The organism is Aliterella atlantica CENA595 (genome assembly GCF_000952155.1).
Lineage (GTDB): Bacteria > Cyanobacteriota > Cyanobacteriia > Cyanobacteriales > Chroococcidiopsidaceae > Aliterella > Aliterella atlantica.
This window is the reverse complement of sequence record NZ_JYON01000013.1, coordinates 112,060-137,005: the sequence shown is the minus strand read 5'-3', so window position 1 is coordinate 137,005 and position 24,946 is coordinate 112,060. Positions and strand designations below refer to the sequence as shown.

Below are 24,946 nucleotides of genomic sequence, written 5' to 3'. Positions count from 1 at the left end.
ACAATTGTCACTTGTAGAGGACGAGCCATCTTTTGATCTGAGCTTATTTGCTATTTTTGACTAGCTTAATGCATTAGGCTCACTCAACTTACTTTATTAAGCTACTTTTTACATTAAATTGGTATTAACACCAGGTTGAATCTCTAGCCTGGGATTATCAATCTGCCTTGTTAGTAGTCGCTCCCATAAAGGTACTGTACGATTCGCTTCAATCACAATGGAATCAACTTTAACAATTTGGTTTCTTCCGCCTCCACTAGCAGCTAATGTCTTGGCAGCGATTGAACGAAGACTAGACAGATCCCAATCGTAGTGACAAATAAAACACATCGATCCTCCCCCTTTGCTTGACGTGAATCGTCGTCATCAGCAGGGAAGAGAATTGGTACATCAAGCTTTTTCCTGACTGCATCCATCAATTCAATTGGATTGGAGCATCGAATCACAAGATGATCGATACCAGTTAGCATTTTCCTAATCTCGAATACCATCCATAAAATATCAGATGTTAATTCACTGTGCTGCTTTTCGTCGTTGTTCTTGGCACTGGTAGAGCTTTACACCAATCGCTTTCAACTAAACTTTTACTCGATTAGTTCAAAACAATTACAATTAGTGCCCAAGCAAGCCCATACTTTAGATTGTTAATAGTTGCTAGCAGACCAAAACTTAATTTTCTCAGTTGTTGGCAGATAATTTTTGCAGTGAACCAACAATCTTTTGATGTCTATTCTCTGGGCTGTCTGTTACAGAAAGAATTGTGACATCATTGCGCGAACTTGCTAGTTCTGCAACGATTTCTTTCATATTTCTACCTTTAGCACTTTCACTTCTCACCCAAGAGCGAATTTGGTCAAATGGGATTTCTGTAATATCACTCATAGCAAATTCCCTTCCGCATCAAATATGAACAAGCATTTTTGCTGTTCGTTATCGCAGCTTTTAGCTTCTAAATATAGAAACTGCTCCTCTACATATAGATTGTACAAACAATACATTAGTTGAGACAGCGATCTTACAGCATCACTAAGGGCAACAAATTGTAATTGGGTTATCAATTTGAATAGCGATCGGGTATTGCTAAGTGAAGCTATGCAAAGCAAAATTCAACCTCTATGCGAGTATTCATAAGGCACTCCACATCTCAACAGCGCACTTGAATGAATATACCGATTATAGCTTGGAGGTCTAGCAGTATTGACAAAAATCAGACATTGGTAGCTTGAAAACTGCGATCGCGCAATACTTCCGACCGGACGAAGCCAAACGCATTCGCTATTGATTTACCAATCCGCGCAATTCGTTAATATCGATGTGAATTCCTTGACGCTTCAGATATTGGTTCAAGTTAATTTGGATAAATAAATCTTTGAGTTCTTCAGCAATCTCTGCGGGTGGATTGCCAGATAATGCAGTTGCGATTAGGCGCTCTGCTGTTCGTATCTCACCACACTCGATCGCTAAAGATGCGGCGCTGCGGTGAAGCACAGAACGAGTAGGTTCAGCATCAAGGGAGCTAGCAATTAAGGCTGCGGCTTGAGTTTCTTGCTCAAAGGCTTGGTGCGTGAATTGTGCAGCCTCATCCAATGCGCCTCTTAATCGAGCAACTGCCGCAGCTTCGGCTAAATCCATTGCTTGTTGATGGAGCGATTGAATCTGACTCATTGGAATACGGTTCCTTCAGAATTTTGCTTTGCACTAATAATAGAAATTGGTCGGCTGAACTCTATCACAATGATATACGCTGGCAAGCCTTGTGTATCTGATGCGCGGGTTTGCTCAGTTTTCTGCTTAACTCTGGCATTTATTTGACCCCGATTGCCTCTGCGAATTCCAGAAACTTCTAGACGTGCCATCCGCTCAAATGGCAACGTAGCGACTGAATCTTGATTTCCTAACCAATAGTCAAATCCAGTTCCTTTGCGGGAACGTTCAATCACTGTAAGATTTGTCAATTGCACAATTAACAGGAATGCAATTCCATAGGCAGCTTGCTCAGTCGTGTATTCTTCATCATTCCAACATCGTCGAGTTTGTTCGGTGACTGGCTGCCAATCGAGTTTGAATTGAGTGGAAAATTCTCCCTCAACTCCAAGTTCTACTCCTGGTTGATGAGCCTCATCGGTTAAACAAATTGCACCTGCTTCCGCGATTGCTGCTCCGAAAGCAGGTGTAATCGCAGGAAGTCCTTGGCTGAGGCTTTGCAAATCTAGGACTTTAATCTGGTTCAAAACGGTGTTGCTTCTATAGAAGCTAGAGGCTCAATTCTACTTCAAGGATCGCTGAAAAAAGTTCCATCTGGCATCGTTGTGTTGTTAAAGATGGTTACTTCTAGATAAGCTCCTTTGTTAGACCGATCCAACGAATTTGCATTTTTCCGAGTGCGTCCACCAAATCTACGAATGTGACGCGAACCAAGCCAACAATCCAAATTTGAGCATCAGGGTGACGAGCTTCGAGGCGATCGCAAGCAGCAATTTCACTTGCATCAACTTCAAAGTCTGCGCTTTCAATATCGATCGCCACAATTTTACCGCGATCGCCTTCTTTGACTTGGGGATGTACCTGAGATTCATAAATTTCATCACCACGCCGAGCAAATTCCTCTTTGCTGTAGCGGGGTTGATGGACTGTCATAGGCTCTACCTCATTTCAAGGTTAATCCATACATCTTATATTGTATATATTACAGGTATAGCTAGATACAACATATCGCCTTGAAACCCGTAATTGAGATGATTAAGAGTTAGTAGCACACCAAAACTAAATGTTCTCAGTTATTGGCAGACAATTTTTGCAATGAACTAACAATTTTTTGATGTCTATGCTCTTGGCTATCTATTACAGAAAGAACTGGACATCATTGCGTGAACTTGCTAGTTTTGCAACGATTTCCCTCATATTTCTACCCTTAGCACTTTCACTTCTTACCCAAGACCGAATCTGGTTAAAGGGAATTTCTTTAACATTACTCATAATAAATTTTCTTCTCCATCAAATACGAACAAGCATATTTGCTGTTCGTTATTGCAGCTTTTGGCTTTTATATTAAGCACTCTATCAAGATTTTCAAGGGTAAATAACTAATTTAATAGGCTTGACTTGCCTAAAGCGAGGAATAACTATCAATATCTCAACTAATCAGCAATGGTCGTTTCTGATAGTGCCATCGGGCATGATAGTATTGCAGAAAATAGCTTTGTTCAATCTGATATATTCAAAATCAAAGGCTTTTCTAAGACAACAGTTGGTCAAATTGGCTCCCTTAATAGTAATTTCATTCAAACGAGCGCCAAAAAGATTAGCCCCAGTCAAATTAGTTTCTCTGAGGCTGGTTTGACTGAAACGCACCCGATACAAATCAGCATGGCTGAAATCGGAACCACTACAAACAGCTTCGCCAATAACAGCACGTTTCAATTTAGCACCCCTGAAGTTGGTATTCTCCATCCACGCCCAATCAAGACAAGTGTCTCTGAAGTCAGCGCCGCTACAATTAGCCCCACTCAACTCGGCTCTTATCAAAAAAGCGAAACGCAAGTTGGCGTCACTCAGGTTAGCTCCTTTCAAGTTAATATCAGGCAATCGTGCATTTTGCAAGTTGATCCCACTCAAACTAACTCCACTAAAATCTCTCTCCCCAGCAGCATACCTTCGGAGCAATTCTTCACCGTCCATAATTCTTTTACATAATATTAAAAATATTATTAGTCAGCGTAGGCAAAGCCTAATGTAGACGCGAATTCCACTTGCCCCATACTATAAATTTTCATATATCCTATACCAAACAAAAAAGCCCCCAGTCGGAGGCTTTCACAATATCTAATCGCTCGACCTAAAGCAAATACAACCAGCCAAATAGGATAATCCACACTACGTCTACAAAGTGCCAGTAGATTTCCGCAGCTTCTACGCCAAAGTGCTTTTCGCTGCTGTAATGTCCCGCAGTACGCGATCGCCATCTAACTGATATGTGCAGACGAATCTATCGCCTTCACAACCTCCTGGAATGGTAAGGATTCTAGAACAGACAGAAGATTTACTGCTTTAGCCAGCAAGTATGGCGTATCTTCATAATCATCCTTACTTGGCAGAACAATTTGGATTGGCTTGCCTCGATCGTCAACACCTTTTTCAAACACAAGTAATCGTGGACTGGGATGACTAACTGACATCCAGTGGTTGTGCTGGAGATAGCTGACCACTTCAGCAACGTGAAGCTCCTGGATTTGGGGGTAACTTGACAAAACTTCAGGGGTCATTACCATTCTCCTGTTTTGACATTCTCTATTAAGGTTAGCAAAGATTCTGGGGTGAGTCGTTGCGATCGCGCAATTCTAATTCTTACGGACTGGCGATTTTCGCTAAGGCTACCGCTGAGATATTCCCAGTAGCAGGTTCCTTGCAATCTCAGTTCTGTCTCTTCACATATGAGCCATTGCGTGGAATCTGGGGGCAGAGCTAACAAAATCAGGATACAGGGTGTTGCTGTTCTCATGCTGCGCCTGAGAATCAAGTCATTGTAGGTTTTCGCCTCCAAGTCATAGATGACCTGAGCATCATCGAGTTGCCATTGAGTTGAAGACTTAAGTTGAAAACTGAGAGAAAAGCCAGATTCAACCCGACGATTTTGGCGCACCACAACCTCGTCAAAGCTACCATCTACACCATAGTCATATTCTCGAATAGCTAAGTTGAGTCCAGCGCGTCCAGCGATCGCACGAACATAGGCACGACTTAACGCTTCAGCAATATGCTGGTCAGTTAACACAATTGATTACGGCAAGTGGAATAGCTGTTCGCATCGTAACATAAGCCATTATCAGATTCATTCGCTGTTCATTTGTAATTGGAGGCTATACAGAAGTTTTCTGTGTATCCACTCGTAAAGAGTATGATACGGAAAAATTTTGTAGTAATACTCAAGCGATCGCTTTTAAGCTAATAAGCACTATCAAAAGCACTCAAATTAGGTATGTTTACTAATTAAAAAAAGCCCCCAGTTGGAGGCTTTTGTCATAGAGAATAAATCAACTTAAAGTAAGTACAACAAGCCAAATAAGATAATCCACACTACGTCTACAAAGTGCCAGTAGATTTCCGCAGCTTCTACGCCAAAGTGCTTTTCGCTGCTGTAGTGTCCCGCAGTGCGCGATCGCCACAATACTGCTAAAATTGCCGAAACGCCGATAAATACGTGCAAGCCGTGAAAGCCAGTGAGTACGTAAAAGGCACTAGCAAATAGATTGGTGGTTAGAGTAAATTCTAAATGACTGTATTCGTACAACTGCCCAACTAAGAAAATTGCGCCCATAGCGGCGGTAATTGCCAGCCAAGTTTGCATTCCCTTAACATCGTTCTTTTTCACGGCAGTATCGGCGTTGTGCATCACGAAACTGCTAGAAATTAGCAAAATTGTGTTAACTCCAGGGAGCAGCAATTCTAGGCGATGAGTTCCTTCTGGGGGCCAAGTTGGTAATACAGAGCGAAAAGCTAGATAAGCGCCAAACATACCTAGAAAGATCATTCCTTCAGCCACCAAGAACACGATCAAACCAAATATCCGGTGGTCGGGGTGTTCTTCGTGATGAGCGCCTGCAACCTCAGCAGTATGGTGATGATTGAGAGCCGTTTTAGCTGGATCTATAGTTTCAGTTTGCATGAATCTTCAATAAGTATAGAGTGCGAGTAATGAAGTATGAAGTTAAAAGTTAAAACCTATGCTTCATACTTCATCCTTTATTTGCGGTCTTCTGGATTAGCTGCTACTGCCGGATCTGGTTCAGCACGTAATACTGAGTTAGGTCCAGCAGCCAACGCTGGGTCTTTCTCGTCAGCTAAAGGTACATCTACATCTTTGCGGCGATTGCTCATGCCATAGTCGTAGGGACCTGTTGCCAAAACTGGCAGTTCATCAAAATTTTCAATCGCAGGTGGTGAAGTTGTCATCCACTCCAAGGTTAATGCTTGCCAAGGATTATCGCCAGCTTTGGGTCCTTTGTGCCAACTCCAAACAGCATTAATGATGAAGGGGAAAGTAGAAATTGCTAGTAAATACGCGCCCATCGTACAAATAAAGTTTAGAGTCTCGTACTTGGGATCGTACATAGCAATGCGGCGGTTCATCCCCATCATACCTAGTTTATGCATGGGTAAAAAGGCAAGGTTTAGACCGATAATTGTCAGGGCAAAATGAACCTTACCCCAGAACTCGTTCATCATCCTTCCCGTTACTTTGGGGAACCAGTGATAGTAGCCTGCATAAATGCCGAGTACGCTACCACCAAATAATACATAGTGCAGGTGAGCGACTACAAAATAAGTATCGTGGACGTGAATATCAAACGGTACAGCAGCTAGCATTACGCCACTAATACCGCCAATTACGAACGTACCAACAAAGCCCATCGCAAATAATAAGGCACTATTTAAGCGCAGTTTGCCGCCCCAAAGAGTTGCTAACCAGCTAAATACTTTAATTCCAGTTGGTACGGCGATGATCATGGTAGTAATCATGAAAAACATCCGCAGCCAGCCAGGAATACCGCTGGTAAACATATGGTGCGCCCAGACAATTAGCCCTAAAAAGCTGATAGCAAGACTGGAATATGCGATCGCTTTATAGCCAAATACTGGTTTACGCGAGTGAACGGGAATAACTTCAGAAATTACCCCAAAGAAGGGCAAAATCATGATGTAAACTGCAGGGTGGGAATAGAACCAGAACATATGCTGGTACACGACCGGATCGCCGCCACCCGTTGGGTTAAAAAACATCGTTCCTGCTAGCAAGTCAAAAGCTAGCAAAATCAAAGCGCCTGCTAGTACCGGAGTAGATACCAAAGTTAGGGCAGAAGTAGCAAACATCGCCCAGCAAAACAAGGGCATTTGATGCACGCCCATTCCTGGTATCCGCATTTTTAGCAGCGTCACTAAAAAGTTGAGCGCTCCCAAAATTGAAGATGTCCCTAGTAGTAGCAAGCTCATAATCCAAATAGCTTCGCCTACTTGCCCTGTTACTAAGCTTAAAGGCGGGTAAGAAGTCCAACCTGCATCGGGTGCATCGCCAATCAGCAAGCTGCCAATTAACATCAAACCAGCAGGCGGAATCATCCAGAAAGCTACAGCATTGAGTTTGGGAAATGCCATATCTTTCGCCCCAATCATCAGGGGGATGAGATAGTTGGCAAATCCTGCTCCGGCTGGCACAATCCACAAAAAGATCATGACTGTAGCATGGAGCGTAAACAAGCTGTTGTAAACTTCAGCGCTAACAAAATCAAGGTCTGGCGTTTTGAGTTCTGTACGCACTAAATCGGCTAAAACTCCACCAATACAGTAAAAAACAAATGTAGTAACTAGGTATTGAATCCCAATCACTTTGTGGTCTGTATTGAATGTAAAGTAGTCGCGCCAGTGTCTATTAGCTGGCTCATCATCATGAGCAGGAATATTGGCTCTTTCTTGTAACTGTGCTTGTGTCATGGCAGTTTGAGATGGGGCAGGGGGATGAGGGGAGAGGGGGAGACAAGGAGATTTAATTAACTTCCTTATCCTCCTTGTCTCTTAGTGATGGTGAATTTGGTTGATTAATTGCGAATTGATGCCCATTTCGCTTGTGTAGGGGGCTAGAAATTCGGCGGGGGATAGATTGGCAGGATTAAAAGCGATCGCTTCGTTTAAGCTATCTTTGCTTGCTACTTGTTGCTCTTTTACCCAATTGTCAAAGTCTTGCTGACTTTCTACGATGACTTTGGTGTTCATTGCGCCGTGATATGGACCGCATAATTCAGCGCAAATTAATGGATACGTACCTGCGCGGTCTGGTGTAAAGCGGATTTCGCTTTGTCTACCAGGGATGGCATCTTGCTTTAAGCGGAACTCTGGAACCCAGAATGCATGGATGACATCGTTGGCTGAAATATTTGCTAATACTTCACGCCCTATAGGTACGTGCAATTCGCTAGAAACAACACCTGTGTCGGGATAAGTCATAATCCAGGCGTATTGCATACCTGTGATGTTGACGACAAATTCTGGTGGTTTGCCTTCGCGATCTGGGCTAGGACCGATTGTGGGTGAAACAATTCCTAAGCCTGGCGCATTTTGCTTTTGGGGAATTTGGTCGGCATTGCGGACTGCTGCTGTAGCGGGGTCTTGCATTGCCTCGTTAGACTTTTCTTGGTTGAGGTCAGTCGCATCGGCTTGAGCTATAGCACTATCGCTTAATGTAGCGGCGATCGCGGCTCCTGGCATTTTTATTGCTTGCTCTTTGACGGGAGAGTGCATATCGTGCGGACTAAACCCACCAATTGAGTTGTAAACATCAAAACTGTAAATAGAAATGCCCAATACAACAATTGCTGGGATTGCCGTCCAGAGAATTTCTAACGGGACGTTACCAAAGACTGGCGGTCCATCTGTATCGTCGCCTGGAGGACGGCGAAATTTGAAAGCTGAGTAGATTAAAATGCCTTCAACTAGCAGAAATAACCCTATAGATACGGTCATCATGGTATTAAACAGACCGTCTACTAATAAGGCTTCCTCTGAGGCTGCTGTTGGTAGGAGGTTGTGATTTTGACCGTACCACAGGCTGACTAAGGTCAGCACAATGCCAATAAGTAAGGTCCAAATAGAACTAGGAATTTTCACGGGTCGCTTAGTTTATGACTTTAACTACTATTTTTGACTTCTGCTCACTTACCACGTTAGTCCAGCTATGAAGCATAGTGCGTCAGAAAAAATACTTTTTACTTATTTTCTTTGGGATCGCCGTTCATTATTTCTGATTGTCGCTTTAACTATAGCTTTGGACGGATGTTAAGAAAAGTAAAGATAAGGCAGGGTAAGAAGCGAGCGCACGACGCATAATGCCAACAACTTAAAAAATACCTAAAGGTTAGCAAATAAAAACAGAAAGTCATCCAAAGTATATCTAACGCTTTGCTTGCATTCCTGGTTCTATGCGCTAGGGTGGAAATGAGCCAGCACTTACAAAAACAATAACTTTAGTGGCTTAAAGATGGGCAGAAGGTGTAGTCCATGACAGAATTTGTCCTCAATCGTCAAACAAGTACGGAAAACTCAACGCAGTTGCAGCCTAAAGATAGGATTCGGCGTTGGGTATGGAAGTTGTGTACCGCCACGCTAATTTTGATGGCAATCGGTAGCGCTACCCGCGTGATGAATGCAGGTTTAGCTTGTCCTGATTGGCCCTTGTGCTACGGTACTTTAGTGCCAAAAGCGCAAATGAATTTCCAAGTATTTTTGGAGTGGTTTCATAGATTGGATGCGGCATTAATTGGTTTGGGGGCGATCGCTCTTACGGTTGTCTCCTGGTGGAATCGCCGCGTTTTACCTAACTGGCTGCCTTGGGCATCTACTTTTGCTTTGAGTTTAATTGTCTTTCAGGGTATATTGGGCGGGCTGACAGTTACCGAAATGCTGCGCTTTGATATTGTTACTGCCCATTTGGGTACGGCGTTACTGTTTTTTATCACTTTGTTAATTATCGGAACAGCGTTATTACCCCACCAAGGAACGGGAACTGCGGGAAAGTTGCCTTGGGTTGGTTTGATTGCGGCAATTTTGGTGTACTTGCAAAGTTTACTCGGTGCTTTGGTTGCCTCTCGCTGGGCTTTGCATCAGTGTTTGACAAGTAGTGCCTTGTGTAGCGTGATGTATAGCCATATTGGCGGTGTTGTACTGCCTAGTTTGGCAATTTTGGCTGTAGTTTTGTTATCTTGGCGAACTCCAGCTTTGCATCCAGCGCTGCGGCTGTTGGCGAATATGGCTGGCGGTTTGTTGGTGTTGCAAGTTTTGCTTGGAGTTGCTACTTTACGCTTGCATCTGCAAGTGGAGCCTCTGACTGTGGCGCATCAGGCTGTAGGAGCGATTTTGTTAGGAACTTTGGTGGCTTTTACGGTTTTGGGATGGCGCGATGGCGTTGGTTTGGAAACGAACCGCCTTCACGAAGTGTAGTGAAGCGTTTAGTCGCTAAGGAGACAAAGAGAAGAGGTTTTGAATTTATCGGCTTGAAACTACATCTTGGTTTTTGCCATTTAACTTTTGACTTTTGACTTTCTCAAGTGTTGTTTCAATGATTAAGGAATTAGTGTAAGCATGATTGGGACTAGCGTCTCTCGCCACCATGAGAATTTTGTTCAGGTTGTTCGCAGCTACTATCAGTTGACTAAGCCTCGGATTATTCCACTGCTATTGATTACAACTGCGGCTAGTATGTGGATTGCTGGTGAAGGTAGAGTAAATCCACTGTTGCTGCTAGTAACCCTTGCTGGCGGTACTTTGGCGGCGGCGGCTGCCCAAACTATTAATTGTATTTACGATCGCGATATTGATTATGCGATGGAACGTACTCGTCATCGTCCTTTACCTGCGGGGAAGGTTCAGCCACGAGATGCTTTGATATTTGCGATCGCTTTGGCTACTATTTCTTTTACTTTATTAGCTGTATTTGCTAACTTACTCAGTGCTCTATTAGCAATGTCTGGGATCGTCTTCTACGTCGCTATTTACACTCATTTGCTCAAACGCCATACTGCCCAAAATATTGTGATTGGCGGCGCAGCAGGAGCAATTCCGGCGCTAGTTGGTTGGGCAGCAGTTACAGGTACAGTTGGTTGGGCGGCTTGGGTAATATTTGCGATCGTCTTTTTATGGACTCCGCCCCATTTCTGGGCTTTAGCTTTGATGATCCGCGATGATTATGCCAAAGTTGGCGTTCCTATGCTGCCTGTAGTTGTAGGAAACGAGCAGACAACCAAACAAATTTGGCTGTATTCGCTGATTCTAATTCCAGCTACTTTTACACTCATCTATCCGTTAAACGTGTCTGGCTTAGTTTACGGCGTTATAGCTGCAAGCCTGGCGATTGTATTTATCAAAAAAGCTTGGGCGTTACTTCAAAACCCTGATAGTAAAGAATTAGCCAAAAGTTTGTTTTTGTACTCAATTATCTACATGATGCTGCTATGTGCTGGCATGATAGTAGATTCATTGCCAATAGTTCACAACCTATCTAGCGCCATAGCCACAAGCATCCAAACACTGCTTAATAGTTAATCATAAGCGCGATCGCACTTCATCTAAACTCAAAATGCGATCGCCTTCTTTTCTCTCTGCGTCTCTGCGGTTCGTATAATAGAAATTGTTGAGAAATATAAATCTAGGGAGAATTACTATGGCTCCCGCCGTGTTAATCGAGAACTTACAAAAACGCTACGGCTCAGTCGAAGCTGTCAAAAACGTATCCTTCCAAATAGAACAAGGTGAGATATTTGGGCTATTAGGACCAAATGGAGCCGGAAAAACAACAACATTGCGCGTATTGTGTACGTTATCTACACCAGACGCAGGCAAGATAGAAGTATCTGGCATTTCTGCCATCGGTAATCCCAGAGTAGCTAGACAAAAACTAGGCTACGTAGCCCAAGAAGTAGCCTTAGACAAAGTATTGACAGGGCGAGAACTATTACAATTACAAGCATCGCTCTACCACTTACCCAATGCAGCCGCAAAACAGCGGATAAAAGATGTAGTTGACTTGCTAGGTTTAAGTGAATGGGCGGATAAACGCATCGGTACTTATTCAGGTGGCTTGAAGAAGCGCTTAGACTTAGCAGCAGGCTTGCTCCACGCGCCAGATGTTTTAGTATTAGACGAACCCACAGTAGGGCTAGATATTGAAAGCCGTTTTGTAGTTTGGGATTTTTTGCGTCAACTTAAAGCAGCAGGTACTACAGTCTTAATTACTAGCCATTACTTAGAAGAAATCGACGCTTTAGCTGACAATGTAGCAATTATCGATCGCGGTACAGTAATTGCATCGGGAACCCCTAGTCAATTAAAAGATAAGTTAGGTGGCGATCGCATCACTCTACGAATTCGAGAATTTTCACCTCCCGAAGAAGCCGAAAAAGCGAAAAACCTGCTGCAATCTTTACCTTTCGTTAAGGAAGTAATTGTTAATAGCGCTCAAGGTAATTCGCTAAATTTAGTCGTAGCATCTCAGTCTGATGCTTTAAGCAACGTGCAAAAAGCTCTGGGTGAGGCTAGTTTACCTACTTTTGGCATTGCTCAATCTCGCCCTAGTTTAGACGATGTTTACCTAGCTGCTACTGGGCGCACGTTGATGGATGCTGAACTTGCGGCGGCTGGTAGTCGTGACTTAAAGGCAGAACGCAAGCAAAATATGAAATAAAGTAGATGCATAATATATGAGCAGTACAGTTACACCACCCAAACCTAATACGATCGCTCATCCTGGTGCGATCGCTCAAACAAATACTACCGCCTCAAATGGTTTTGCCGATTTAGTTCAAGAAACTTTAGCTTTAACTCGGCGTTTATTTATCCAGTTGCAGCGCCGCCCGTCAACTTTGGTTGCAGGTATTATTCAACCTGTAATGTGGTTAGTCCTATTTGGGGCGTTGTTTCAAAATGCACCTCAAGGCTTATTTGGTAATAGTAGCAGTTACGGGCAATTTCTCGGTGCTGGAGTAATTGTATTTACAGCTTTTGCTGGGGCGCTAAATGCAGGTTTACCAGTAATGTTCGATCGCGAATTTGGTTTTTTGAACCGCTTATTAGTTGCTCCTTTGGCTTCTAGATACTCAATTGTTTTAGCATCAGCATTATTTATCGTCAGTCAAAGCTTGTTGCAAGCAGCCGTAATTGTTGCTGCGGCAGCGTTTTTAGGTGCTGGCTTACCAAATATAGCAGGACTAGGGGCGATCGCTTTTATTGTCTTTTTGCTAGCTTTAGGAGTTACAGCCCTGAGTTTAGGTTTAGCATTTGCCTTGCCAGGACATATCGAGCTAATTGCCGTTATCTTTGTAACTAACTTGCCTTTATTATTTGCTAGCACTGCATTAGCGCCATTATCTTTCATGCCCAAATGGTTGCAAATTGTTGCTAGCTTAAATCCACTAAGTTATGCAATTGAGCCAATTCGATATCTTTACTTACATAACGATTGGTCTTTAAGTAGTATAGTGATGCAAGCTCCTTGGGGAACAATTAGCTTCGGTGGTGCGTTGCTAGTATTACTAGGCTTTAGTTTTGTAGCTTTAGTTAGCATTCAACCGCTATTGAAGCGATCGCTTGCTTAATCCAAGAATATTAATTAGTATTACCCACCAAACGGCTATGAAAAACACAGCTAAACTATTCCAAAGGCTAGTTCTTGGCACAGTAGCATCAATCGGCGTATTTTCCCTGTTACTGCCACAATCAGCTTGGGCGCAGTCGTCTACTGATGTCAACCCACTGCAAGATTTTCAAAATAACGACCAAAATAACGATCCCTTTTCGTCGAGAAACGAAGACTCAATGAATAGTGTCTTCGATTTAATTCATCGCGCCCAACTAGGAACTAATCGCGATGCCTCAGAATTCAACGCCGAAAAAACTCAAAGTCTTGATGCTGCTGCTGCTGAATTTAGAAAACAACAACAACAGCGCCTACAATCTCCAAATCAAACAAATAATGTAAATCCGCCTATTACAATTGAACGTCAGCCGAGTAATTAGTTAGATCCAAGTAGGCTTTTCTCTAGAAATAGAATTAATCGATCTTGATTACAGTATGGAGCAACAATGCTCCATATTTTTATGCTGCAATCAGCTTGAAGACCTAAAATCAAGTTGAGACAAGTAAAATTATGCTCTAAAGTTCAGCTTGCTAGCGGCTAGCGTATCAATTCGATTCTGCTTCACCTGAAGAATTTGCTTGACGAATCTTTTGTTCCAAATTTTCCTCCCATTTAGGATCGCCAGGATCGAAGGATATCATTCTTCCTACCGACTTTGAGCGATCGATGTATGCATGAAAAGCGTTTGTGTCTTCTCTATGGGTAAGAACGTACCGTCGCAGTTCGTCAAGGCTCATTGAATCATAGTTAGCTAATGTCATGGTTCATACCCTCCTGTTGGCTTAATCTCAAAGTCAAGACTTTCTCCCGAAAGTACATATAAATTTCCATTACGCTCGTCCATCCTGACAAGTTCGACCGATTTATATTGCCATTGGGGGTAGATTGAATTGGTCAATCGATAGCAAAGCCTATAAAGTCCTTGAGCTTGTCTGTTGTTGGGTTCCATACTTATTCAGTCTAACTAAACCCAACTTACTACACGCCGATCGCTACATAACTACAATAAATATTGCATTGCCTTATGATGCTTTGCGCTTAACGCCATGTACTTCTAAAACATCGCTAAAAGTACCACAATAATTTGGCAATCCTAAACTGCCTGGATTAACTGGGTTGTCATAACTAAAATGCCTGTAAGTTAGACAAAATCTATCCCAAGCTGCCATCTGGATGCGGAATATGGGAATTAAGATATTAGCTAAAGATAGAGATAGGGGAATGCGGAAGTAAATCTTTTTATTGAGATACTTACAAACTTCTTCAACTGCTTGATTTGCCGTTATGCGTTCTTGTCCTAAGATTAACTGACGAGAATCGCTACCAGTTGGCGGATTGTCAATCAAATACCTGACAACTTCAGCAATATCTTTGCCATGAATGTAGTGAAAGCTGCCATCTGCCTGAAAAAAGCGGATGATGTTAATTAAATTGGCAACTTCTGGCAAACCTGCTGATAAGTGCGAATAAGGCTTGTTAGTATCTCCCCCCAATACTAAGGTAGGAAAAACTTTAGTAATTTTGGGAGCGATCGCCAGCCCAGGTATTTTCTGGAAACACTCATACTTAGAACGAATATAATCTGTGCCAATCTCTCCAGCTTCCTTAAGTAACTGGTTGTGACGATCTAAAATACTGGCGGTAGAAAAGTAAATTACTTGCTGACAAACATCAGGAGCGAGCAAATTTAGTAGCTCAATCGTTTTGTCGACATTGATGTTAAATATGTCATCTCCGCCCCATACCGTAGCCGTCAATACTGCTGTATCAATAGTTTTGAGCAAATCGTCAAATTGCTCAATTTTGCCCATATCGCCCTGTAAAACAGTCACTCCAGGACGGGCAGTGGTATCTACTTGTAGCTTTTTGGGATTTCTAACTAGCAAATACAGTTCGTAATCTGTTTGCTGAATTAAGATTTCTGAAATATAGTGACCGATGCAACCACTTGCACCAGTCACCAAAATCCGCTTGGGGTTCATAAATTAGTATTGCAACTGCTTGGCTGTCTCAAAGAAGAAAGCAACATTTTCCTCTGGAGTGCTGGGTAATACGCCGTGACCGAGATTTAGTATATGTCCGTAGTTGCCAGCTTTTCGCACTGTATCGTAAATGCGATCGCGGATAAACTCTTTAGAACCAAATAGCACGCCTGGATCGAGGTTTCCCTGCACTTTCATATCTTGCCCCAATCTCGCCCGCGCATCAGCCATATCTACAGCCCAATCTACAGTCACAATATCCGCGCCGGATCTGCCCATCCGTTCTAATACGCCTGCACTGCCGCTAACGAGTAATATTAATGGTGTATCGGGGTGAGTTTGTTTGACTTGCTCAAAGACGCGCCGTTGATAGGGTAATGCAAAAGTATCATAATCTTGAGGACTGAGTTGTCCTGCCCAAGAATCGAACATTTGTACTACTTGCGCTCCGCAATCAATTTGGTAACGGGCGTAGATAGCGATCGCATCTGCAAATTTTGCCAGCAATTGATGCAATACTGTAGGGTCAGAAAATGCCATGCCTTTAATAGCTGAATAGGTTTTAGAACCTTTACCCTCGACAGCATAAGCAGCTAGCGTCCAAGGCGCACCCACAAAGCCGAGAACTGTTGATTTGTCTCCTACTTCTTGACGGAGTGCTTGCAATATTGTTTTGATAAATGGTAGCGATTCTTCAGGTTCTAGAGTACGAAGGTTGTCTACTTGAGCGGATGTGCGAATTGGATCGGCAATAATCGGTCCTTTACCTTCAGCAATATCCATCTCAATGCCAAGCCCAGGTAAAGGCGTGACAATATCGGAAAATAAAATAACTCCGTCTGGCTGAAATGCTTTCCAAGGTTGCAAAGAAACTTCGATTGCTACTTCGGGGATTTCGGATCTGTCGCGAAATGAAGGATATTTATCCCGTAGTTCCCGATATGCTTTCATGTAGCGCCCTGCTTGACGCATCATCCATACGGGGGGACGATCTACTTTTTCGCCGCGTGCAGCGCGTAGAAGCTGGGGAACCTGGGTTGAAACGACCATTTATAATTTTGCCTTAAGTTTGTTTTATGCTTTTGCTAGCTTATCATTTTGCTTTACTAGGTTTGGTGCAACCCATTCAACATTGCAACTAACTGTTAAACTGCGAAGCCCTGCGTGTGCGCTTGCACTATCGCTCTATTAAAGATTAATTTGCCCCAGCCAATACAGGTTTTCCCGTAGACATCACCCGTTCGATAATATCCGCAGCTTTCGCAACTCCCCCTGCTTGCTGATTAGCGGTTTGCAATCTAATGGCATTATTTCGATAAGAGTTTTGCGTCATAACTCGCTCAATAGCACTTCGCAATTTAGCAGCATTTAAACCTTGCAGCTTTATCATCTCGCCGCAACCCGTCCAAACAACCCGCGCTGCTACTCCAGGTTGGTCATTAGCGATCGGAATTGCTACCATTGGTACGCCATGACTAATTGATTCTAAAACTGTATTTAACCCTGCATGAGTAATAGTAAGACTTGCTTTTTGCAATAATTCCAGTTGAGGGGCGTATTTTACTACTAACGGCGCACCAGGAAACTTTGGCACATCTCCACTTAAACCACTACCGAGGGAAATTACCAACTGTGCATCTATTTCCGCGCAGGCTTGAGCAATAGACTCAAAAATGCCCATCAGGCGATTTTGCAATGTTCCCATTGAAGCATAGATTAAAGGTTGACCTGTTAATTTTTCATACGGGAAGTCAATCGCCGCCCTAGAAACTGGGTTATGGTATGCGCCAGTAAAATGAAAACATCTCGGCAAATTTTCGCGCGGAAACTCAAACTCCGCAGGCTGCTGGCACAATTGGGCTAATGAGGAATAAACATCGTTTTGACTATGATGTGGCGGTAAATTCCATTCGCGTCGGTATTGGGCGATAGTTGCTCGAATTGGCTTCCTGACTCGACTTAACAAAATATAGCCAATTTTGTTACGAATTTTTGCCCACTCTGTAGGACTGTAAGACCAAGAAGTATTGAAAGGAGGAATGCTGGTATCCTCATTTAGCATCAAGGCAGAAGATACGCTCACAAAGGGAATACTTAAATAATCTGCAACCGTTCCCCCTGCTGACGAAACTTGATCTACTAATAATGCGTCGATTCCAGCCTCTTTAATTGTTTGCGGTGCTTGCTGAAGCAAAGTAACTGTCGATTTCTGTAGAGAATTTATTGTGTATCGCAGTGCAGCTAATCCGCTTAATTTTCCCAATTCGTCAGAAATTTGCGCTATACTTCCATAAGGATATTCTGACGTAGCGATCGCTTTAAAATCCAATCCAGCGGCATGAGCTTTTTTTTCTGCATCAAGAATTCCTACTACCGTTACTTGATGTCCTCTGTTTCGTAGTTCGTAGCCCAAGGTTGTCATCGGATTGAGATGACCTGCTACAGCAGGACAGATAATACCAAAGTGCGTCATATATATTCACTCTTAAATAGCTAAAATTCCTCGTTCTGCGTCTAGTTTTGCTAGTAATCCTACAGGTAAAGCCGCGTTGCAACCATCGTGTCCAAACGGTAAATCGGAGACTATGGGAATATTAAGGTCTGATAAGCGATCGCGCAATACTTCTGCTATTGTCCAGCTAAGAATATTTGGGGGTGCTTCGCAACGGCTAAATCTTCCTAATGCAATCCCCCGAACTTTTGCCAATACTCCACTTAAGCGCCACTGAGTAAGTAATCTGTCAATGCGATAAGGTGCTTCGGTTACGTCTTCTAAGGCTAAAATTACGCCGTCAAAGTTTGGTTGAATTGACGTACCAAGTAAATGAGTTGCAACAGTAAGATTTGCAGGTAATAGGATTCCAGTAACAATACCTCCTCCCCAGCCTATACCTTGCAAGGGTGCTATGGGACGACCTTCTACTAAGTTAAATAAGCGTTCTGTTGACCAATCGGGTTCGGCTGCTAATGTTGTTAATACTGCACTGTGTACGCCCGATTTGCCTTGGTTGTATAGACTCCACAATAAACAAGTAATATCAGAAAAGCCAACTAACCATTTATGGTGGCTTTTCCACTGCCAATTCTCTAGTATTCTGGCGCTACCATAACCACCTCTAGCGCATAAAATACCTTTGCATTCAGGGTCATTCCAAGCTTCCGATAATTGGTTTATGCGATCGCTATCTTTGCCTGCTAAATAGCCAAAGCGATCGCTAATACTATTACTTATTTCTACTTTATAACCGCGCGATCGCCATATTTCTACACCTTTTTCAAATGCTGCAAATTCTTTTAATGCGCCGCTAGGAGCAATTACTTTTAATAAATCTCCTGACTTTAAGGGTGCTGGCATTTGGCAATTCATATATTTGGATCTGACTTAAACTAAAGTAGTAAGCTAATTAGTGCGATCGCGTCACGTCCTCAATATAAGCTAGGTTGGTACAAAGGAGGAATATAATTATGCAATCGACTAGCACAGAGCAGATGGGAAGAGTTACTACAACCTTGATTATTACAAACAGGCTCGATCAAGGTTTGGCGGAAAGAGGATTAATGCCTGTAGAGTCTGTACGCACAACTACTCTGAAAAACGTGTTAGTTGATACTGGTGCTACTACTTTATGTCTTCCTGCTAATGTAATTGCTCAATTAGGGTTAGCCTTACTCAAAGAGGTAGATGTTGCTACTGCTACTGGTTTTAGCAAAGCCCGAATTTTTGAAGATGCCAAAATTTCTTTGTGCGGAAGAGAAGGAACTTTTGAATGTCTCGAACTCCCTGGCGGAACAGATGCTTTGATAGGGGTAATTCCTTTAGAAGCATTGGGAATTGAGCTAGATTTGCAAAACCAAAAACTTATTGTTTTACCAATTAGTCCTAATGCTAGCTATTTGAGAATTTAGTTGGTGCGATCGCTTATTTCATCATACATTTTTGTGACGCAAATAATCTTCCTTTGTGTATTCGCTTTTCTAGCTGGTTTTATTGATTCAATTGTGGGTGGTGGTGGTTTAATTCAACTACCAGCGCTTTTAGTTTTTCTTCCCAGTACACCACTTACTCTAATTTTTGGCACTAATAAATTATCTTCAATTGCTGGTACTTCTGCGGCTGTTATTAGTTATTCTAAAGCAGTTAAATTTAATTTGAAGATATCTGTAACTTCAGCAATTTTTGCTTTTATATTCTCATTTATTGGTGCAAAAACTGTTAGTGTCATCAATCCAGCAATAATGCGCCCCATAGTTCTTGTACTGTTAGTAATAGTTGCTATTTACACCTTCTTTAAGAAAGATTTTGGTTCCGAACACATACCTAAAACTCGTGGAGTAGAGCAGGTAATATATGCTGCGCTTATTGGTACATCACTTGGTTTTTACGATGGTTTTTTAGGTCCTGGTACTGGGAGTTTTTTAATATTTGCCTTTATTGGAATTTTAGGTTTTGATTTTCTTAAAGCTTCAGCTTCAGCAAAAATAGTTAACTTCTGTACAAATCTAGCAGCACTTATTTATTTTGCTTCTACTCATAACATTATTTATCAGCTTGCTCTACCAATGGCAATTTGCAATATTATTGGTGCAACAGTTGGCGCAAGAGTAGCAATAGTTAAAGGTAGTGCTTTTATTAGAGTATTATTTATTACTGTAGTTAGCTTATTAATTATTAAATTAGCTTACGATATTTCTGTTGAATGTATAAGTTAAAGTATCTTTTTACCAACTACAGAAATAGTCGAGTAATAAATAGCCCAAAAATTACTATCAAATGAATTATTTATATAAGCTTCTACATCTTGAACGGAAGCTTTTTGAGTTTGAACGTATTTAGTTTGTAAAGTTGCAGCCGAACTGCCCGCAACTTTAGCAACTTTAGAATTACCACAAGATAAATGCCTGTTATCTAATACATTCTCAATATGCAAATTGTTTTGTTGTAGTAGCAAAGGCAACTTCAACCCAATAGCTGGTTCTAGATTGAGGTCGATAAACATTTGGGAAATTGCTGCATTTACTCTTTGATGAGCTTGGGCGTTGGGCAAACTATTATCTATTACTTGCGCTGCGGTAAAAGCAGGTTCTTCTAATACCAGCAGTCCACCTGGTTTTAGCAGTTTTATTAACTTATCAATTACCTTAACAGATTCAACAATATGAACTAACACATACCGAGCATGAATTAAATCGAAAGAATTATCTTCTAACTCAACATCAAGTATATCTCCAGCGATTTTACTAATTTGTGGTGCTGAAATTGACTCAATAAAAGCAGTATTTTTATCAACACCAACAACTTGACCGCTACTGCCAACTAAATCACTAAGCCAAGCAAGAATAGAACCCGCACCAGGACCTAGTTCCAAACACTTCCATCCTGCTGCAACACCCAAACTTTGAATTATCTGCTGAGTTTGGGCATCAAAAGCGTCCTCAAGCAATTTTAGCCGCGCAAACTCCGCTTGCTGCTCGGCAGAGGCAAAAACGTACTCATTCATAATATTAGGCGATCGCATCTTTGCATTATATATCTTGCATCACTCAACACCTATCCAGAGCCTTCTTATCTGCGTTTATCTGCTGTTCTGGTGCTACAAGTCGGCACAGCCGCCCATCGCATTGCCTCGTCCATCTGCGTTCCCTTCCCTCCACGCAAAAATCTATTCCACAAGCACCATAAAAGCTAAAATTGACCCTGTGCCATATATGTCTTAGTCCCCTATGCGCTTTACTCCCGAAGAAATTGCCAGCGAAGGTTTAAAACCCGAAGAGTATACCGAAATCATCAATCGACTAGGACGCGAACCCAACAAAGCAGAACTAGGAATGTTCGGGGTAATGTGGTCAGAACACTGCTGCTACAAAAACTCGCGTCCATTACTCAAACAATTTCCCACCACAGGCGATCGCATCCTTGTAGGTCCTGGCGAGAATGCAGGTGTAGTAGACTTAGGCGACGGATTGCAACTAGCATTTAAAATTGAGTCGCACAATCACCCTTCTGCTGTAGAACCATTTCAAGGCGCAGCGACAGGAGTAGGCGGCATATTAAGAGATATTTTTACAATGGGAGCGCGTCCCATAGCTTTATTAAATTCTCTCCGCTTCGGCTCATTAGAAGATGCTAGAACTCGCAGGTTATTTAGTGGTGTAGTATCGGGAATCTCACACTATGGTAATTGCGTCGGAGTACCCACAGTAGGCGGTGAAGTTTATTTTGACTCGGCTTATTCTGGCAATCCGCTAGTAAACGTAATGGCATTAGGACTAATGGAAACTCCAGAAATTGTCAAATCTGGAGCATCGGGGATAGGCAACCCTGTTCTATACGTTGGTTCTACGACAGGAAGAGATGGCATGGGAGGCGCGAGTTTTGCTAGCGCGGAACTTAGTGAAGAGTCAGAAAAAGACCGCCCAGCGGTGCAAGTAGGCGACCCTTTTTTAGAAAAGTCTTTAATTGAAGCTTGCCTAGAAGCTTTTAAAACTGGCGCAGTAGTAGCAGCGCAAGATATGGGAGCGGCGGGAATTACTTGCTCTACTGCGGAAATGGCGGCTAAAGGTGGTGTGGGAATTGAGCTTGATTTAGATTTAATTCCCGTCCGTGAAAGTGGGATGGTTCCTTATGAATACCTGCTCTCAGAATCCCAAGAGCGGATGCTATTTGTCGCTCATAAAGGACGAGAACAAGAATTAATCGATATCTTTCAACGCTGGGGATTGCACGCTGTAGTTGCAGGCACAGTAATTGCCGAACCTATAGTCAGGATTTTGTTTCAAGGCGAAATAGCTGCCGAAATTCCCGCTTCAGCTTTGGCAGAAAATACACCTCTTTATCATCGAGAACTATTGACAGAAGCGCCGGAGTATGCAGCAAGGGCGGCAGAATGGACGATCGCACGCTTACCTGACTGCCAACCCAACGGCATCAAAATAGCAGGCAAATTCCACACCTGGGATGATATTTTACTTAATTTGCTCGATACACCAACGATCGCTTCTAAACGATGGATTTATCGCCAATACGACCACCAAGTGCAAAACAATACAATTGTGTTCCCAGGTGGTGCTGATGCTGCAATAATGCGCTTGCGTCCAGTAAATTCTCCTCTGCAAAAGGATAGACAAACAGGAGTAGCAGCAACAGTTGATTGCAATCCTCGCTATGTGTATATAGACCCCTACGAAGGAGCAAAGGCTGTAGTTGCAGAAGCCGCTCGTAACCTTAGCTGTGTAGGTGCGGAACCAATTGCAGTCACCGATAACTTAAACTTTGGCAGTCCTGAAAAACCGATTGGTTACTGGCAACTTGCCGAAGCTTGTCGGGGTTTGGCTGAAGCTTGTCAGGAATTGGGTACGCCTGTAACTGGTGGTAATGTTTCTCTTTATAACGAAACTCTGGATGCTAATGGCGTACCTCAACCAATTTATCCGACTCCAGTTGTAGGGATGGTAGGCTTAATTCCCGATTTGGCTCATACTTGCGGTCAAGGTTGGCAAGCTGAAGGAGATTTAATCTATTTATTAGGACGCGATGCAGGTTTAACGCTTGGTTGCTCTGAGTATCTAGCTACTATTTGTGGACTTGTGGCGGGTAAGCCGCCGCAGGTAGATTTTGAGCTAGAACGTCGCGTTCAGGCTGCTTGTCGTTATGGTATTCGCCAAGGGTGGATACGTTCGGCTCACGATCGCGCAGAAGGAGGAATAGCGATCGCTCTTGCTGAAGCTTGTATTAGCGGACAATTAGGCGCAGACGTGCAATTACAACTAAATCACCGCGAAGATGAATTGTTATTTGGTGAAGTTGCTGGCAGTATCCTAGTTTCTGTATCTCCCGCCGAGCAAGCATCTTGGGAAAATTACTTGCAGCAAAATTTAGCCAATGATTGGCAAAAAATAGGTGTAGTTAGGAATAACCAATCTTTACGGGTTTCTACTCATGACAATCGCACTTTAATTGAGGCTAGTATCGAGGTGATGAGCGATCGCTTTTATCAGGCGATCGAACGCCGTCTCAATTATTGAGCAAAGTTGTTCTGTGCGAGCATAATTACGTTAATCTTGTATGTGTAGTAGTTAACGTTTTGTTAAGCCCCGTTAAAATTTATAAATTAGCCTGTAGGTAGATACAAACGCTCTGCACCTTAGCCACCTTAATCAAAACTCTGCATCCCGTTCAGGAGTAAAGCCAAAGCATGAACCCCAATTATTCTTCAGTTGAAAGCATCAAGGATAAAGTTGTCGCAGAAGAATCACCTCATACTGTTGATAAGCCAGAGGAAGCGTGTGGAGTTTTTGGTGTCTACGCACCAGGTGAAAATGTCGCCAAACTAACGTACTTTGGCTTATACGCGCTGCAACATCGGGGACAAGAATCAGCCGGAATTGCTACTTTTGACGGCGATACAGTACATCTACACAAAGAAATGGGATTAGTATCTCAAGTCTTTAACGAAACAATTTTGAATAAGTTGCCAGGTTATTTGGCAGTAGGTCATACTCGCTACTCAACTACAGGTTCTAGTAGAGTTGTCAACGCTCAACCAGCAGTTATAGATACAAGATTAGGGAAGCTAGCTTTAGCACATAACGGCAATTTAGTCAATACAGCAGCATTGCGCGAAGAATTACTATATCAGCATAAATTAGTTACTACCACAGACTCGGAAGTAATTGCCTTTGCGATCGCCGAAGAAGTAGATGCAGGCAAAGAATGGTTAGATGGAGCTATCAGTGCTTTTAGGCGCTGTCAAGGAGCCTTTAGTTTAGTTATTGGTACGCCCGTAGGGATGATGGGCGTGCGCGATCCTAATGGCATTCGTCCCTTAGTAATTGGCACATTAGACTCCGATCCTCAGCGCTACGTTTTAGCTTCGGAAACTTGCGGATTAGATATTATTGGCGCTAGCTACTTGCGCGATGTCGAACCAGGGGAAGTAGTTTTAATTAACGAGACAGGTTTATCATCTTTCCAATGGTCGCAGCAACCACAGCGCAAGCTGTGTATATTTGAAATGATTTATTTTGCTAGACCAGATAGCGTCATGAATGCAGAAAGTTTGTACAGCTATCGGATGCGAATTGGACGCACGCTAGCAAAAGAATCTTATGTCGATGCTGATATTGTTATCGGCGTACCTGATTCGGGAATACCCGCTGCTATTGGTTTTTCCCAAGAGTCGGGTATTACCTACGCTGAAGGATTGATCAAAAATCGCTATGTCGGGCGAACATTCATCCAACCTACGCAAACTATGCGCGAATCGGGTTTGCGGATGAAGCTAAACCCTTTAAAAGACGTTCTAGAGGGTAAGCGAGTCATTATTGTTGACGATTCCATTGTTCGCGGTACAACCAGCCGTAAGTTAGTCAAAACTCTGCGGGATGCAGGCGCAATTGAAGTGCATATGCGCGTTTCTTCTCCCCCAGTAACTCATCCTTGTTTTTATGGCATTGATACCGATACTCAAGATCAACTAATTGCTGCTACTAAGTCAGTAGACGAAATAGCTAAGTTATTAGAAGTAGATTCATTGGCTTATCTCAGTCAAGCAGGTATGCTGCAAGCAACACAACAAGATACTAATAACTTCTGTTCGGCTTGTTTCAATGGCGACTACCCCATCTCTATTCCCGAACAAGTCAAGCGCTCTAAACTGATCTTAGAGCCTTCACCTGTGTAACAGTAACCAAAATAATTCGTAATTCGTAATTCGTAATTCGTAATTAAAGAAGGTATTTGCGAACTCCAAATCTTTGATGAGTGTGGTTAACAATTGCGTGTTGGGTTCA

Annotated in this window: 25 protein-coding genes and 2 pseudogenes; 9 read left to right on the top strand and 18 right to left on the bottom strand. The window is 42.7% G+C overall.

Annotated elements, in window-relative coordinates; translation table 11 throughout:
* Positions 1 to 678: 678 nt before the first annotated feature.
* The 11 genes and pseudogenes from UH38_RS13815 to UH38_RS13760 all read right to left on the bottom strand — a co-directional run bounded on the left by UH38_RS13815 (position 679) and on the right by UH38_RS13760 (position 8,655).
* Positions 679 to 882 (bottom strand): hypothetical protein, encoded by a 204-nt coding sequence (locus UH38_RS13815; RefSeq protein ID WP_045055243.1) that lies wholly within the window; start codon positions 880 to 882, stop codon positions 679 to 681.
* A 393-nt stretch (positions 883 to 1,275) separates the two neighbouring features.
* Positions 1,276 to 1,665 (bottom strand): hypothetical protein, encoded by a 390-nt coding sequence (locus UH38_RS13805; RefSeq protein WP_045055241.1) that lies wholly within the window; start codon positions 1,663 to 1,665, stop codon positions 1,276 to 1,278.
* Entirely contained in the window at positions 1,662 to 2,231 is a 570-nt protein-coding gene (locus UH38_RS13800; protein ID WP_045055240.1) for a hypothetical protein, read from the bottom strand. Before UH38_RS13800 ends, UH38_RS13805 begins: the two co-directional genes overlap by 4 nt.
* A 143-nt stretch (positions 2,232 to 2,374) precedes the next feature.
* A pseudogene (locus UH38_RS13795) lies at positions 2,375 to 2,637 on the bottom strand (hypothetical protein); the annotation flags it as partial.
* Positions 2,638 to 3,141: 504 nt separating this feature from the next.
* Positions 3,142 to 3,678: a pentapeptide repeat-containing protein gene (locus tag UH38_RS28190; RefSeq protein WP_072044923.1), complete on the bottom strand. Its 537-nt coding sequence runs from the start codon at positions 3,676 to 3,678 to the stop codon at positions 3,142 to 3,144.
* Positions 3,679 to 3,835: 157 nt separating this feature from the next.
* Positions 3,836 to 3,979: pseudogene (locus UH38_RS25410) on the bottom strand (cytochrome c oxidase subunit 3); the annotation flags it as partial.
* Positions 3,963 to 4,262: a hypothetical protein gene (locus tag UH38_RS13780; protein ID WP_045055237.1), complete on the bottom strand. Its 300-nt coding sequence runs from the start codon at positions 4,260 to 4,262 to the stop codon at positions 3,963 to 3,965. The gene UH38_RS13780 and the pseudogene UH38_RS25410, both read right to left, overlap by 17 nt.
* Positions 4,262 to 4,771: a DUF4365 domain-containing protein gene (locus UH38_RS13775; RefSeq protein WP_045055236.1), complete on the bottom strand. Its 510-nt coding sequence runs from the start codon at positions 4,769 to 4,771 to the stop codon at positions 4,262 to 4,264. The genes UH38_RS13780 and UH38_RS13775 overlap by 1 nt, the downstream gene beginning before the upstream one ends.
* A 264-nt stretch (positions 4,772 to 5,035) precedes the next feature.
* A complete protein-coding gene (locus tag UH38_RS13770; protein ID WP_045055235.1) occupies positions 5,036 to 5,662 on the bottom strand; it encodes a cytochrome c oxidase subunit 3 in 627 nt (208 codons plus the stop codon).
* A 77-nt stretch (positions 5,663 to 5,739) separates the two neighbouring features.
* A complete protein-coding gene (gene ctaD, locus UH38_RS13765) occupies positions 5,740 to 7,485 on the bottom strand; it encodes a cytochrome c oxidase subunit I (protein ID WP_045055234.1) in 1,746 nt (581 codons plus the stop codon).
* An 81-nt stretch (positions 7,486 to 7,566) separates the two neighbouring features.
* Positions 7,567 to 8,655, bottom strand: a complete 1,089-nt coding sequence (locus tag UH38_RS13760; RefSeq protein ID WP_045055233.1) for a cytochrome c oxidase subunit II — start codon at positions 8,653 to 8,655, stop codon at positions 7,567 to 7,569.
* A gap of 390 nt (positions 8,656 to 9,045) precedes the next feature.
* Here UH38_RS13760 and UH38_RS13755 point away from each other — a divergent pair, with 390 nt between their 5' ends.
* From UH38_RS13755 to UH38_RS13735, 5 genes are all read left to right on the top strand, one after another.
* Positions 9,046 to 9,984 (top strand): COX15/CtaA family protein, encoded by a 939-nt coding sequence (locus tag UH38_RS13755; RefSeq protein WP_045055232.1) that lies wholly within the window; start codon positions 9,046 to 9,048, stop codon positions 9,982 to 9,984.
* 141 nt (positions 9,985 to 10,125) lie between these two features.
* Positions 10,126 to 11,085 carry a heme o synthase gene (locus tag UH38_RS13750; RefSeq protein WP_045055231.1) on the top strand — a complete coding sequence of 320 codons (960 nt, stop codon included), beginning with the start codon at positions 10,126 to 10,128 and terminating at the stop codon, positions 11,083 to 11,085.
* A 118-nt stretch (positions 11,086 to 11,203) separates the two neighbouring features.
* Complete coding sequence (locus UH38_RS13745; protein WP_045055230.1) at positions 11,204 to 12,223, top strand: ABC transporter ATP-binding protein; 1,020 nt, start codon at positions 11,204 to 11,206, stop codon at positions 12,221 to 12,223.
* Positions 12,224 to 12,239: 16 nt separating this feature from the next.
* Positions 12,240 to 13,133, top strand: a complete 894-nt coding sequence (locus UH38_RS13740; protein ID WP_045055229.1) for an ABC transporter permease — start codon at positions 12,240 to 12,242, stop codon at positions 13,131 to 13,133.
* 37 nt (positions 13,134 to 13,170) lie between these two features.
* Positions 13,171 to 13,554 (top strand): hypothetical protein, encoded by a 384-nt coding sequence (locus UH38_RS13735; RefSeq protein WP_045055228.1) that lies wholly within the window; start codon positions 13,171 to 13,173, stop codon positions 13,552 to 13,554.
* A 166-nt stretch (positions 13,555 to 13,720) separates the two neighbouring features.
* Here UH38_RS13735 and UH38_RS13730 read toward each other — a convergent pair whose 3' ends face one another.
* From UH38_RS13730 to UH38_RS13710, 6 genes are all read right to left on the bottom strand, one after another.
* Entirely contained in the window at positions 13,721 to 13,936 is a 216-nt protein-coding gene (locus UH38_RS13730) for a DUF6887 family protein (RefSeq protein WP_045055227.1), read from the bottom strand.
* Positions 13,933 to 14,124, bottom strand: a complete 192-nt coding sequence (locus tag UH38_RS25405) for a DUF6888 family protein (protein WP_072044922.1) — start codon at positions 14,122 to 14,124, stop codon at positions 13,933 to 13,935. Before UH38_RS25405 ends, UH38_RS13730 begins: the two co-directional genes overlap by 4 nt.
* Positions 14,125 to 14,197: 73 nt before the next feature.
* Positions 14,198 to 15,157 carry an NAD-dependent epimerase/dehydratase family protein gene (locus UH38_RS13725; protein WP_045055226.1) on the bottom strand — a complete coding sequence of 320 codons (960 nt, stop codon included), beginning with the start codon at positions 15,155 to 15,157 and terminating at the stop codon, positions 14,198 to 14,200.
* Between the two features lie 3 nt (positions 15,158 to 15,160).
* Positions 15,161 to 16,207 (bottom strand): uroporphyrinogen decarboxylase, encoded by a 1,047-nt coding sequence (gene hemE / locus UH38_RS13720; protein WP_045055225.1) that lies wholly within the window; start codon positions 16,205 to 16,207, stop codon positions 15,161 to 15,163.
* 145 nt (positions 16,208 to 16,352) lie between these two features.
* Positions 16,353 to 17,630 carry a glycosyltransferase gene (locus UH38_RS13715; RefSeq protein ID WP_045055224.1) on the bottom strand — a complete coding sequence of 426 codons (1,278 nt, stop codon included), beginning with the start codon at positions 17,628 to 17,630 and terminating at the stop codon, positions 16,353 to 16,355.
* 12 nt (positions 17,631 to 17,642) lie between these two features.
* Positions 17,643 to 18,512 carry a S66 peptidase family protein gene (locus UH38_RS13710; protein ID WP_082065387.1) on the bottom strand — a complete coding sequence of 290 codons (870 nt, stop codon included), beginning with the start codon at positions 18,510 to 18,512 and terminating at the stop codon, positions 17,643 to 17,645.
* A 110-nt stretch (positions 18,513 to 18,622) separates the two neighbouring features.
* Between UH38_RS13710 and UH38_RS13705 the strand changes: the two genes are divergently transcribed.
* The gene (locus UH38_RS13705; RefSeq protein ID WP_045055222.1) at positions 18,623 to 19,063 is read left to right on the top strand and encodes a retroviral-like aspartic protease family protein; all 441 of its coding nucleotides are present in this window, start codon (positions 18,623 to 18,625) and stop codon (positions 19,061 to 19,063) included.
* A gap of 33 nt (positions 19,064 to 19,096) precedes the next feature.
* Entirely contained in the window at positions 19,097 to 19,867 is a 771-nt protein-coding gene (locus UH38_RS13700; protein ID WP_045055221.1) for a TSUP family transporter, read from the top strand.
* Here the strand turns inward: UH38_RS13700 and UH38_RS13695 are convergent.
* A complete protein-coding gene (locus UH38_RS13695; RefSeq protein WP_045055220.1) occupies positions 19,864 to 20,655 on the bottom strand; it encodes a class I SAM-dependent methyltransferase in 792 nt (263 codons plus the stop codon). The two genes, UH38_RS13700 and UH38_RS13695, sit on opposite strands and share 4 nt — an antisense overlap.
* Positions 20,656 to 20,878: 223 nt before the next feature.
* On the opposite strand from UH38_RS13695, the gene purL reads away from it, so the two are divergent.
* Together purL and purF are read left to right on the top strand one after the other, a co-directional pair.
* Positions 20,879 to 23,179 carry a phosphoribosylformylglycinamidine synthase subunit PurL gene (purL, locus tag UH38_RS13690; protein ID WP_045055219.1) on the top strand — a complete coding sequence of 767 codons (2,301 nt, stop codon included), beginning with the start codon at positions 20,879 to 20,881 and terminating at the stop codon, positions 23,177 to 23,179.
* Positions 23,180 to 23,349: 170 nt separating this feature from the next.
* Positions 23,350 to 24,837 carry an amidophosphoribosyltransferase gene (gene purF / locus UH38_RS13685; RefSeq protein ID WP_045055218.1) on the top strand — a complete coding sequence of 496 codons (1,488 nt, stop codon included), beginning with the start codon at positions 23,350 to 23,352 and terminating at the stop codon, positions 24,835 to 24,837.
* Positions 24,838 to 24,946: the final 109 nt, after the last annotated feature.

Coding starts and splice junctions, on each gene's coding strand:
- UH38_RS13815 (WP_045055243.1), bottom strand. CDS start 882: ATGAGTGATATTACAGAAATCCCATTTGACCAAATTCGCTCTTGGGTG.
- UH38_RS13805 (WP_045055241.1), bottom strand. CDS start 1,665: ATGAGTCAGATTCAATCGCTCCATCAACAAGCAATGGATTTAGCCGAA.
- UH38_RS28190 (WP_072044923.1), bottom strand. CDS start 3,678: ATGGACGGTGAAGAATTGCTCCGAAGGTATGCTGCTGGGGAGAGAGAT.
- UH38_RS13780 (WP_045055237.1), bottom strand. CDS start 4,262: ATGACCCCTGAAGTTTTGTCAAGTTACCCCCAAATCCAGGAGCTTCAC.
- UH38_RS13770 (WP_045055235.1), bottom strand. CDS start 5,662: ATGCAAACTGAAACTATAGATCCAGCTAAAACGGCTCTCAATCATCAC.
- ctaD (WP_045055234.1), bottom strand. CDS start 7,485: ATGACACAAGCACAGTTACAAGAAAGAGCCAATATTCCTGCTCATGAT.
- UH38_RS13755 (WP_045055232.1), top strand. CDS start 9,046: ATGACAGAATTTGTCCTCAATCGTCAAACAAGTACGGAAAACTCAACG.
- UH38_RS13750 (WP_045055231.1), top strand. CDS start 10,126: ATGATTGGGACTAGCGTCTCTCGCCACCATGAGAATTTTGTTCAGGTT.
- UH38_RS13745 (WP_045055230.1), top strand. CDS start 11,204: ATGGCTCCCGCCGTGTTAATCGAGAACTTACAAAAACGCTACGGCTCA.
- UH38_RS13740 (WP_045055229.1), top strand. CDS start 12,240: ATGAGCAGTACAGTTACACCACCCAAACCTAATACGATCGCTCATCCT.
- UH38_RS13735 (WP_045055228.1), top strand. CDS start 13,171: ATGAAAAACACAGCTAAACTATTCCAAAGGCTAGTTCTTGGCACAGTA.
- UH38_RS13730 (WP_045055227.1), bottom strand. CDS start 13,936: ATGACATTAGCTAACTATGATTCAATGAGCCTTGACGAACTGCGACGG.
- UH38_RS25405 (WP_072044922.1), bottom strand. CDS start 14,124: ATGGAACCCAACAACAGACAAGCTCAAGGACTTTATAGGCTTTGCTAT.
- UH38_RS13725 (WP_045055226.1), bottom strand. CDS start 15,157: ATGAACCCCAAGCGGATTTTGGTGACTGGTGCAAGTGGTTGCATCGGT.
- hemE (WP_045055225.1), bottom strand. CDS start 16,207: ATGGTCGTTTCAACCCAGGTTCCCCAGCTTCTACGCGCTGCACGCGGC.
- UH38_RS13715 (WP_045055224.1), bottom strand. CDS start 17,630: ATGACGCACTTTGGTATTATCTGTCCTGCTGTAGCAGGTCATCTCAAT.
- UH38_RS13710 (WP_082065387.1), bottom strand. CDS start 18,512: ATGCCAGCACCCTTAAAGTCAGGAGATTTATTAAAAGTAATTGCTCCT.
- UH38_RS13705 (WP_045055222.1), top strand. CDS start 18,623: ATGCAATCGACTAGCACAGAGCAGATGGGAAGAGTTACTACAACCTTG.
- UH38_RS13695 (WP_045055220.1), bottom strand. CDS start 20,655: ATGAATGAGTACGTTTTTGCCTCTGCCGAGCAGCAAGCGGAGTTTGCG.
- purL (WP_045055219.1), top strand. CDS start 20,879: ATGCGCTTTACTCCCGAAGAAATTGCCAGCGAAGGTTTAAAACCCGAA.
- purF (WP_045055218.1), top strand. CDS start 23,350: ATGAACCCCAATTATTCTTCAGTTGAAAGCATCAAGGATAAAGTTGTC.